The organism is Rheinheimera sp., assembly GCF_020217005.1.
Lineage (GTDB): Bacteria > Pseudomonadota > Gammaproteobacteria > Enterobacterales > Alteromonadaceae > Pararheinheimera.
The window spans coordinates 1-10000 of record NZ_JAIWOI010000063.1 but is presented as its reverse complement, the minus strand read 5'-3'; the positions used below and the strand labels follow the sequence as shown (position 1 = coordinate 10000).

The window sequence follows — 10000 nt, the reverse complement described above, 5'->3', positions numbered from 1 at the left end:
ATACAAAACTTCGCCAATTGGTATACCTATTACCGTTCCCGTCTGCTGGCGTCGCAGGCTGGCATAGGCCGGGCTTTTTCCACCCAGACTGAAGCATTAAGAGTTGGTTTCGGAGCTATTAACAAAGGCAGTACTACGGTCGATGGTGCCAGCATCAGCACTATTATTAACGGTGTCCGGCCTTTTACCGGTGGCGACAGGCAGAGTTTTTATGATCAGTTGTACGAACGGGTCTATGACTACAATGGTACACCTTTGCGCAAGGCGCTCAATGATGCTGGTTTGTACTTCTCCAGAACAGACAACAAAGGACCCTGGGGCCAGACCCCGGGTACAGATGATGACTCTCCGCATATTATGTGTCGTCAGAGCTACAGCATACTCATGACAGATGGTTACTGGAGCGAAGACAGCGCTTCTCAGGCCCAAACCGCGGCAGCACGTTCTAATAACGATGGCAGTACGACTAATAACCAAACCATACCTAAACCTGGTGGGGTTTCTTATGTCTATGCGCCCACAGGACCTTTTTCTGACGGGCGCAGTAATACACTGGCCGATGTGGCTATGTATTACTGGAAGCGCGACTTACGCACTGACCTGGATAACCTGGTACCAACCAGCCCGATCAACCCTGCATTCTGGCAACATATGGTCACTTTTGGCGTGGGTCTTGGGGTTGAAGGCACTATTAGTTCCGGCACTGCTTTTAATGCGATAGGCGCAAGCAGCGCCATTTCCTGGCCCGACCCTCTGGCGACACAACCGGCTAAAATTGATGATTTATTACATGCCGCAGTGAACAGCAGAGGTGGTTTTTTCAGTGCCGCTGACCCTGATACTTTCGCCACAGGCTTATCCAATACTTTGTCTGCCATCATAGCCCGTGTTGCTTCCGGCTCAAATTTAGCCGGAACTACAACATCGTTGCAGGCGGAACAAAGTGTTTATCAGGGCCGTTTTAACAGTGGTGACTGGAGCGGGGATTTGGTGAATTACAATATCGAAGACACGACCAGTTATGTCTGGAGTGCCGCCGAACAGCTGCCTGACTGGGACGACAGAGAGATCTACTTCGGTAAAACAGAAACCTCTGCCGAGCTATTTGTCTGGGCCAATTTAACCAGTGGGGCAGGCAGTCAACAAGCCGCTTTAGGCAGCAGTAATGTAGTGGATTATGTCCGTGGCAACCCGGCTCTGGAGCAACAAAATGGCGGTAGTTATCGCAACAGATCCACAGCTTTAGGCGATATCGCCAACTCGTCACCTGTGTATGTCGGCGCGCCGGTTAACTTTAATTATCACTCCTACAATTGGCCTGAAGCCAGCAGTTACAAGGCCCATCTGGCAGCTTACAAAAGCCGCCAGCCTATTATTTATGTCGGAGCCAATGACGGTATGTTGCATGCATTTAATGCGACAACAGGAGTAGAGGCATTTGCCTATGTCCCCCGACAAATGCTGACAGCCGAGACCAACCTCAAAGCTTTAAGCGAACCCAATGTCAGTGGCGTGATCCAAAAAGATTATTATGTGGATGGCACTGCAGTATCGGCCGATGTGTATTTTGACGGCAGCTGGCGCACTGTGCTGGTCGGTAGTACAGGCCGCGGTGGCAACAGCATTTTTGCATTGGATATTACCGACCCGGGGCAAATTAGCCAAAGCAGTTTATTGTGGGATAAGAGTTATCCGCAGTTAGGTGTTACCACCTCAAAACCTATTATTACCAGGCTAAACAACGGTAAATGGGCTGTAGTTATAGGCTATGGCTACAATAACAGCACGGGCAAACCGGGTTTGTTGGTGCTGGATATCGAAACCGGTACTTCGATGGTGAGCAGTGATGATCTGGAGATCACTACAGGGTCGGGCGACAACGGCTTAGGCCAGATTGAAGGCTGGGACTATAGCAAAAACGGCAATACCGACTGGTTTTTTGCCGGAGACTTACAAGGCAAAGTCTGGAAATTTGATTTGTCCTCCAATAACCCCAGCAACTGGGCAGTCGCTTATGGTGGCGCTCCTTTATACCAGGCCGAAGATGCTGCAGGTAATCCCCAATCCATTACCGGGGGTATCGCATTAGGCTCTGAACCTAAAACAGGAAAATTATGGCTGTTTTTTGGCACAGGCCGTTATCTGGAAACTCCAGACCCGCAATTGGATGACCCACAAAGCTGGTACGGCATCATGGATGGTACGGCCATGGCAGGCCGCACTTTACTGAAAGAGCGTGTTTTAACTAATGTCAGTCACAGCAATGGCACTGAAGGCCGTATTGTATCGCCTTCAGCCGCCAATGATATGGCTGGTTTTCAGGGCTGGTTTATCGATTTGCCCGACGAGCGTGAGCGAATTGTTTCTTCACCGCGTTTAGTAGGGACTACCTTAGTGGTCAACAGTATTATTCCCGACAGTAATGTATGTAACCCGGAGGGCGATGGCTATGTAATGGCAGTAGACCCCTACCATGGTGGCCGGCTGAACTACCACTTTTTTGATATTTCAGCGGATGAAGACTTTAATCAGGACGACGGTGTGACCCAGGGGGAAGACATCATAGAAATGTCCGGTGTACGTTTTGACAGTATGCCCACTGAACCTTTGTTTTTTGAAGACAAAATGGCGGTAGGTTTAGCCAATACCAATGTAGTGAATTTAGACGTAAATACCCAGATCCGACGTGGTCGGGTGTCATGGCGTGAGGTAGACAACTAATGCAGACAACTAAGGCCAACGGATTTTCGCTGATTGAGCTGCTGATCGCTATCACTATAGTTGGCATTTTAACGGCTATAGCTGTACCGGCTTATCAGGGCTATGTGCTGGGGGGCGCCAGAGCTGGTGCCGCCGCCTGTTTATTAGAATATGCCCAGTTTATGGAAAGGGTGTACACCACCAACATGACCTACGCCACAGACAATGGAGAAGCCACAGAACTGCCAGAGCTGCAGTGCAGTAACGACTTGTCCGAACGTTACAGCTTTGAGCTGGACGACCTGGACAGCCGTACTTTTACCCTGACAGCCACAGCCAAAGGACCGCAAGCCAACGATGACTGCTCGTCGTTAAGCTACAACCAGGCGGGCATTAAAGGCGCTAACGGTGGCACTGGTGTGACCATAGTGAAAAAGTGTTGGTAGGGTTTGACCTTTTAAGGAACGGAGGTAAATTTAAAGTAAACGGACTTATGTGGGCGCCAGGATATGCCGAATGCCTCAGGTTTTACCTTAACCGAAGTTCTGATCAGCTTATTATTACTTTGCCTTACCGGTTTGGGCGCTTTAAGTGTGTCGTTACTAGCGCGCCAGCAAATCATCATGGCGACACAGCAAACTGTAGCTCTGTCATTAGCGGCCGAATTAGCTGGCCGTATGGTCAGTCATGACAGCGAGGCGGGGCAGTATGAAGGCGTGCACCCACTTTGGACAGCGCAGGCTCCAACAGAATGTACTGGGGGGTACTTTTGTAACTCAGAACAACTGAGTCACTATCATTTGTACAGTACTTTAACTGCGTCAGGCCAATCGCAGAGTCTGCAATTGCTACAACAACCTGCAGTCTGTATCCAGCAACAAGCTGACCAGAGGCTGGTTCAATTAAGCTGGAAGGCGCTGGCTAAAATACAAATCCAACGTCCCGCATCAGTGTGCGACGTATCGCCTCACCGCTTACAACTCTCAGTGGTGGTTCCTTAATATGCGCGGCTTTAGCTTACTGGAATTGCTGGTTAGCCTGACTTTAGGTTTGGTGCTGATGACTTTTCTGATTGGGACTTTGTTTGCTACCCAGCAGTCGAACCGTCAAACCCAGCAACTGGTGCAGTTGCAACAACAAAGTCAAATGTTGATGAGCTTGTTTCAGACTGAGTTACCCAATCTGATGTTTTTTGCCGGACGCAGTCTGGCTGATGTAGCCGCTTCGTCTCATCAGTTGGCTCCAGTTTTGGGGGATTGTAGTGTGGAGTCTGATACCGGTAGTTTTCCGAGTCCTGGTAAGCCTTACTTGTTTTTGTATGCAGAACAAGTGGGTAAGCACAATCACCTGTCGTGTTTAAGTCAGCCTAAGGCGGATTCTGAATTGCTGCAGTTTAAACGTCTGGTCGGAACTAGTAAGCCAGCTACTGAAATGCGTACCAACAGGGTATATTTTGAAATTTCTGCGGCGAGCAGCAAATTTGTCACCAGTTCTAGTGCCGATTTAACCCCTGACTCTCGTTACTGGCCTTTTAGTCACCAGGTCTTTTATATCAGTGAGCAAAAACATGCGGATGGCATAGTTCCTGTGCTAATGCGCAAACGCTTAATTCGCAATGCCGCAGGTCAGTCAGTGATGACAACAGACTCTATTATGGATGGAGTCGAGAGAATGCATTTTGAATTTGGTTTAGATGCCAATTTAGACGGTCAGGTTGATTATTATCTGGGGACCCAACAAATGCAGTTGGTGCATTGGCAGCAGCAAAAACACAGAATTATCAACATCAAATTTTATCTGTTGTTACGCAGTTTAGATGAAGATTTTAGTTATCAAAATAACCAGCTTTACCAGATGGGCCAGCATTGGTTTAAGGCTCCTTCTGATCCGTTCCGACGCCTGTTAGTCAGCAGTACTGTGGCATTTAGCAACACACGCTTATAAACGGAGGTCGTTATGATGTTAAGTTCTAAAGGTTTTATTCTGGTTACTACGCTGATATTAGTATTGGTATTAAGCAGCATCGCATTTACTGTGCTGTTTCAAACCCAGTTAAGCCAAAAAATGGTGGATAGCGCCACTTTGTCTTTTCAGTTAAAACAACAAACCCAGATCAAACATCTGCAACAACTTCAGCAGATTAAATCGGGAAGCTTGGATTCAACCTTGTTTGAATTGGCCCCTTGCCCGGCACTGTATGCGGCTTGGAGCGGTATGGTGCCGGAATGTAAATGGTACAGAGTCAATACTCTGGAACGCTTTGGCCATCACCAACATAGTGTCACTAGCTTTTTGGTCAGGCAATCTTTACCTGAAGGAGGCTGGGATGGAAATCTATAGACTGGCATTGTGCCTGTTGTTGTGCAGTCATCAGCTTTGTGCCGACAGTATCTGGAGTCATATACCAGGGCTTGGAACAGTGCAACTGACTGAACTTAATACTGAGCAGCATTTATTGTTAGCGCAGCATTTGAAATTAAATCCAGAAGAGACGGAGTTGTGGCTTAGTCAGTTACCTGAACTCTTGGATTCATTCTCCTGCTCTAGTTTTGAGGTACAAAGCCAGTCTTTGCCAGCTGATATTGCCCCAAACTACAAAGTGATCAGTTATGCGGGAGTGTTGAAATGGTTTAGTGATGACAAGGCTAAAAAAACAGTCTGGTGGCTACCCTGGCAGATGCTCCCACTATTCTCTGAATTGAAAGTTGTGTTGACGGATCTGAATCTACAGTTACATCAACCCTTACTTTTAGCCGAGCGACAGTTGGGACAAAAAGACCAGTTTGTTCTAATCAGTGGCAGCTTTAGTCCAACCTATTTCGCATTGCTGCTGAATGATCCTGAATATCCGGAACTTTTATGGACCGTTAGTCCTTCTGATGCGGCATTTGCAAATCTAACCGGGGCAATGGCTCAGCCGTTGCTGCTACAGGATCACAGCCCTCACCCCTTGGTAAGCCCGTTAGCAGTTCTATTGCCAAATACAGCTGCAGCAGAGCAGACAACCTTGTTGTACAAGGTGGATTTGTGGACAGGAGTGGTGCAGGCACGGTTGGATGCGGCTCAGAACATATCAAGTTTGTCCGGCGCTTTGGCTATTTATGATCAAAACCGAGATTCACATCTTGACACTCTGTTGCTTGGTACCAGGGAGGGGCAAATTTGGCAAGCCCAAATTGAAAATAATCAGTTTTATGGTTTAGAGATTGTCGCTGATTTAAAAGAATTAAAATTCAGCGATATACAATTTATCCGATCTGTTTATGCCGCTGTTCCTGCTGGGGGTTCGGGCAGTGATTTTCATTCCAGACGAAGTCAGTGGCTCCTGTTACTCGTCGCGTTACAACAGCAAGATAGCGTTTTGGTAGTGCTGAAATTACAGAGTGGCCAAAGCTCCTTCAACTCAGATTTGATCAACAGAACTTTGCCAGAAGTACCTGAAAATGCCGTATTTACTGAGCACGACTGGTATAAGTTGCAACAAAAACATGGCTGGTACAGTTTGCTTGGTGGGCGTTTAACTCAAATGCCAATTGTTGTTGCAGGAGTTCTTTACCTGTCTTTGATCAGCTCTGCGAGCGATCAATATTGTGATCTGGCTCAAGTTACTGCGGAGTTGTTAGCGTTGCATTTACATCACGGTTCTTCTGTCTATCGTCAACCAGTGCTGCCTTTAGAAAAAACTGCTGGTGCTTTTGCTGTAACAACCAATGCTAAGGGAGGTTTTGCTCTGGTTGAAACAAACCAGCGACAAGTTTTGATTGAGAATCTACTCGAAATAAGCCCCGATTGCATTCATTGCAGTAAAGCAATGCAACAACAGAGCTTTCCGCGCTGGCATTTAATGGGTACTTATCAAAATGAAGAAGGAGCCTATGAATGAGGAAGCAACGAGAGGGGGTAGGACTTATAGAATTGCTGGTTGTACTTGCCATCTTAGGTATTCTGGCCTCTGTCTTATTACCCGGGTATCAGGAGCATGCGTTAAAAAGTTACAGAGTAGAGGCTATGCAAACCTTGTTGAAGGTAGCAGGTTTACAGGAAATGTTGCTGGTGGATCAACGAAGGTATAGCGCTAATTTAGTCGAACTGGGTTTTGCTGCTAAAGAGTTTGTAACAGAGTCAGGTCGTTATAAAATCAGTGCAGTTGTGACAGAACAAGGTTATCAGCTGAAAGCTCAGGCACAGCAAGCTCAGGCGGAGGACAAAAACTGTCAGGTATTTTTGCTTAACAACTACGGGCAAAAAAGCAGCGAACCAGCTTCCGTCTGCTGGACTTACTAACTTTTTAGTGTGGGCAGGGGGTATTCTCCTGCCACAAGCGGCTGCGCCCCGCCTGACTGACCGTTAATCTGAAATGCCAGTGATAGGGCTCTTTACTACAGTAGACAAAAGTTCCTGATTCCAACAAATCCAAACTACCGTCATTGCGAAACTGCAATGAAGGTCTGTTATAAAACAATTTGTGGCTGTTAACCGGATGTTTTAATTCACGTAGCAATACATCTTGCCAGCTTTTTATTGCTTTCTGATGCAGCTGTATTGGCGCTGAATTCCAGTCTGGACTACAGACCTGACCGTGGCGTGGGCAAATTTGTATAGGGTCTTGCAGAGCTATGGCTTGTACTCGGGCATACGCCAAATGCTGGCTGAGTTGCCGCATAAAATGCTCAGCTTGCATACGTTGCCAAAGCTCTTTCAGGTCAGGTATGCCTGTTGCTACAACAATAGCCAGAATAACAAGTACTACTAACACTTCAATTAAGCTAAAGGCTGCCAGGTTTTTGGGGAGCTGATGTTCAGTCATGGATACTAACTGCGCTGTAGTTAGGTAAACTTCAGTTTAGTTGCATTTATGTTAAATTTCTAAAATATGCTTAAGACACTGTATCTAAGTAAGCTTGATTGAGTCCGGCGGCAAAAATCGCTACCATAGCGGCAGTTTTTTCATCTTTTAGTGCAGGTTCAGATGTCCTCTGCTGTCTCTATTACCCTGGTACAGCAGCCTTTTGTTGTGGCTGCTGTGGCGCAAAATACTGCCAAAGTGCTGGAGATTGCCACAGGCAGTCAAAGCGACTTGTTGTTGTTTCCCGAACTGGCGTTAACAGGTTATCCGCCGGAAGATTTATTGCTGCGGCCTGACTTTCAGTTGCTGGTTGAACAAAGCCTGCAGCAAATTTGTGCGGCTAAATTGCCCAATACACTGGTGCTGGGCCACCCATGGCGCGATGGCGAAGCCTTGTATAACGCCGCTTCTGTGATTCAAAACGGCCAGGTGATAGCCCGCTACTACAAACAAGCGCTGCCCAATTATGGCGTGTTTGATGAAAAACGGTATTTCACCGCAGGCACTGAAGCTTGTTGTTTTGAGCTGAAGGGCCAGCGGTTTACTGTGCTGATTTGTGAAGACGTTTGGCAGGGCGCGCCGGCTGCATTAGCCAAAGAGCAGGGGGCAGACTGGGCTTTAGTACTCAATGCTTCCCCTTATGAACTAGGCAAAGCGCAGCAGCGCGAAGAGTTGCTGCAAACCCTGGCTAAACATCTGCATTTAGGTTTTGTGTATGTCAATCAGGTGATAGGGCAGGACGAGCTGGTGTTTGATGGCCAGTCGCTGGTTGTAAGCCCTCAAGCTCAGCTGGTGTTTCGTGGTAAAGCCTGTGAACCTGAACTGGCTACAGTGAATTTAACAGGCCCTGGTCAGCAGTATGGCCATGTCGAGCTTGCACCACGCCTCTCTGTCGAAGCGGAAGTTTATGCCGCTTTAGTGATGGCCACCCGCCATTATATTCAGCACAATGGTTTCCCTGGCGCGGTTTTAGGCTTATCAGGCGGTATAGATTCGGCCTTAACACTTGCTATCGCAGTAGACGCTATAGGGGCGGACAAAGTACAAGCTCTGATGTTACCTTTTGCTTATACCTCCTCTATGAGTGTGGAAGATGCCAAAGCTCAGGCGCAAGTGATGGGGGTTGAGTTTGATTCAGTCTCTATTGAGCCTATGTACAATAGCTTTATGCAGCAGTTAACCCCCTTGTTTAAAGGCCGGGGCAAAGACACCACAGAAGAAAACCTGCAAGCCCGTATTCGCGGTGTGCTGTTGATGGCGATGTCGAATAAAACCGGCCGTATGCTGCTGACCACAGGCAATAAAAGCGAAAACGCCGTCGGATACTGCACTTTGTACGGTGATATGTGTGGTGGTTTTGCCGTGATTAAAGATGTGCCAAAAACGCTGGTGTATCGTTTAGCAGAATATCGCAACAGTATTTCGCCTGTGATCCCACAACGGGTGATCGACAGGCCACCATCGGCTGAGCTGGCGCCGGATCAAACCGATCAGGACAATTTGCCACCTTACGATGATTTAGATGCCATGATTGAAGCTTATGTCGAACAGGACAAGTCGCTGCCTGCCATAGTGGCTATGGGCTATGATGAAGCCACAGTTCGCCGGGTGTTAAACCTGATTGATATCAACGAATACAAAAGACGCCAGTCGGCCGTAGGTCCAAAAGTGACCAGCCGCAACTTTGGTAAAGACAGAAGATACCCCATCACATCGTGGATGCGGAAACAGCGCTGAGGAAGTCATGAAAAAAGTTGAAGCTATTATTAAGCCTTTTAAATTAGACGATGTACGCGAAGCTCTGGCCGAAATTAATATCACCGGCATGACAGTGACTGAAGTCAAAGGCTTTGGCCGCCAAAAAGGCCATACCGAACTGTACCGTGGTGCAGAGTATATGGTCGACTTTTTACCTAAGGTAAAAATTGAATTGGTACTGCCGGATGAACAGGTAGAGCGCTGCATTGATGTCATTATCAAAACGGCCCAGACAGGCCGTATTGGTGATGGTAAAATTTTTGTGTTTGATGTGGAACGGGTGATCCGTATCCGTACAGGCGAAGAAAACGAAGACGCAGTGTAAAACTTAAAATGGGGTCAGATCACATTAGTTACGCATAACTAATGTGATCTGACCCCATTTTATTGCTTAGATCTTTTTGTATTTGATACGGTGTGGTTGCATCGCATCACTACCGTAAGTCGCTTTCATCCAGGTTTCATAATCTGAATAGTTACCTTCGAAGAAGTTCACCTTACCTTCGTCACGGTAATCCAGAATATGCGTGGCAATACGGTCCAGGAACCAACGGTCGTGCGAGATCACCATGGCGCAACCCGGGAAGTCCAGAATAGCGTTTTCCAACGCCCTTAAGGTTTCAACGTCCAAATCGTTGGTCGGTTCGTCCAGTAACAGCATGTTGCCGCCCGCTTTTAACAGCGCAGCTAAATGCA

At 47.3% G+C, this 10000-nt stretch carries 10 protein-coding genes and 1 pseudogene; 9 read left to right on the top strand and 2 right to left on the bottom strand.

All coding sequences use genetic code 11. From position 1 onward, the window contains the following. From LDL40_RS03155 to LDL40_RS03125, 7 genes are all read left to right on the top strand, one after another. Nucleotides 1–2721, top strand: a 2721-nt coding sequence (locus LDL40_RS03155; RefSeq protein WP_300993639.1) for a pilus assembly protein, incomplete at its 5' end; no start/stop codon positions are given. Continuing rightward, a complete protein-coding gene (locus LDL40_RS03150; protein WP_300993637.1) occupies nucleotides 2721–3146 on the top strand; it encodes a type IV pilin protein in 426 nt (141 codons plus the stop codon). The genes LDL40_RS03155 and LDL40_RS03150, both read left to right, overlap by 1 nt. Before the next feature lie 63 nt (nucleotides 3147–3209). After that, a complete protein-coding gene (locus LDL40_RS03145; protein ID WP_300993635.1) occupies nucleotides 3210–3701 on the top strand; it encodes a prepilin-type N-terminal cleavage/methylation domain-containing protein in 492 nt (163 codons plus the stop codon). Between the two features lies 1 nt (nucleotide 3702). Then, complete coding sequence (locus LDL40_RS03140; protein WP_300993634.1) at nucleotides 3703–4644, top strand: PilW family protein; 942 nt, start codon at nucleotides 3703–3705, stop codon at nucleotides 4642–4644. Nucleotides 4645–4656: 12 nt separating this feature from the next. After that, the gene (locus LDL40_RS03135; protein ID WP_300993633.1) at nucleotides 4657–5040 is read left to right on the top strand and encodes a hypothetical protein; all 384 of its coding nucleotides are present in this window, start codon (nucleotides 4657–4659) and stop codon (nucleotides 5038–5040) included. Beyond that, entirely contained in the window at nucleotides 5027–6583 is a 1557-nt protein-coding gene (locus tag LDL40_RS03130) for a hypothetical protein (RefSeq protein WP_300993632.1), read from the top strand. The genes LDL40_RS03135 and LDL40_RS03130 overlap by 14 nt, the downstream gene beginning before the upstream one ends. Then, entirely contained in the window at nucleotides 6580–6984 is a 405-nt protein-coding gene (locus LDL40_RS03125; RefSeq protein WP_300993630.1) for a type IV pilin protein, read from the top strand. The genes LDL40_RS03130 and LDL40_RS03125 overlap by 4 nt, the downstream gene beginning before the upstream one ends. Nucleotides 6985–6988: 4 nt before the next feature. Here LDL40_RS03125 and LDL40_RS03120 read toward each other — a convergent pair whose 3' ends face one another. Further along, a complete protein-coding gene (locus LDL40_RS03120) occupies nucleotides 6989–7507 on the bottom strand; it encodes a GspH/FimT family protein (RefSeq protein ID WP_300993629.1) in 519 nt (172 codons plus the stop codon). Between the two features lie 162 nt (nucleotides 7508–7669). Here LDL40_RS03120 and LDL40_RS03115 point away from each other — a divergent pair, with 162 nt between their 5' ends. Together LDL40_RS03115 and glnB are read left to right on the top strand one after the other, a co-directional pair. After that, complete coding sequence (locus LDL40_RS03115; RefSeq protein ID WP_300993628.1) at nucleotides 7670–9283, top strand: NAD+ synthase; 1614 nt, start codon at nucleotides 7670–7672, stop codon at nucleotides 9281–9283. Nucleotides 9284–9290: 7 nt separating this feature from the next. After that, entirely contained in the window at nucleotides 9291–9629 is a 339-nt protein-coding gene (glnB, locus tag LDL40_RS03110) for a nitrogen regulatory protein P-II (RefSeq protein ID WP_053425941.1), read from the top strand. A 66-nt stretch (nucleotides 9630–9695) separates the two neighbouring features. On the opposite strand, the pseudogene LDL40_RS03105 reads toward glnB, so the two are convergent. After that, a pseudogene (locus LDL40_RS03105) lies at nucleotides 9696–10000 on the bottom strand (energy-dependent translational throttle protein EttA); the annotation flags it as partial.

Excerpts from the sequence above, each read along its gene's own strand:
- LDL40_RS03150 (WP_300993637.1), top strand. The coding sequence starts at position 2,721 with ATGCAGACAACTAAGGCCAACGGATTTTCGCTGATTGAGCTGCTGATC.
- LDL40_RS03145 (WP_300993635.1), top strand. The coding sequence starts at position 3,210 with ATGCCGAATGCCTCAGGTTTTACCTTAACCGAAGTTCTGATCAGCTTA.
- LDL40_RS03140 (WP_300993634.1), top strand. The coding sequence starts at position 3,703 with ATGCGCGGCTTTAGCTTACTGGAATTGCTGGTTAGCCTGACTTTAGGT.
- LDL40_RS03135 (WP_300993633.1), top strand. The coding sequence starts at position 4,657 with ATGATGTTAAGTTCTAAAGGTTTTATTCTGGTTACTACGCTGATATTA.
- LDL40_RS03130 (WP_300993632.1), top strand. The coding sequence starts at position 5,027 with ATGGAAATCTATAGACTGGCATTGTGCCTGTTGTTGTGCAGTCATCAG.
- LDL40_RS03125 (WP_300993630.1), top strand. The coding sequence starts at position 6,580 with ATGAGGAAGCAACGAGAGGGGGTAGGACTTATAGAATTGCTGGTTGTA.
- LDL40_RS03120 (WP_300993629.1), bottom strand. The coding sequence starts at position 7,507 with ATGACTGAACATCAGCTCCCCAAAAACCTGGCAGCCTTTAGCTTAATT.
- LDL40_RS03115 (WP_300993628.1), top strand. The coding sequence starts at position 7,670 with ATGTCCTCTGCTGTCTCTATTACCCTGGTACAGCAGCCTTTTGTTGTG.
- glnB (WP_053425941.1), top strand. The coding sequence starts at position 9,291 with ATGAAAAAAGTTGAAGCTATTATTAAGCCTTTTAAATTAGACGATGTA.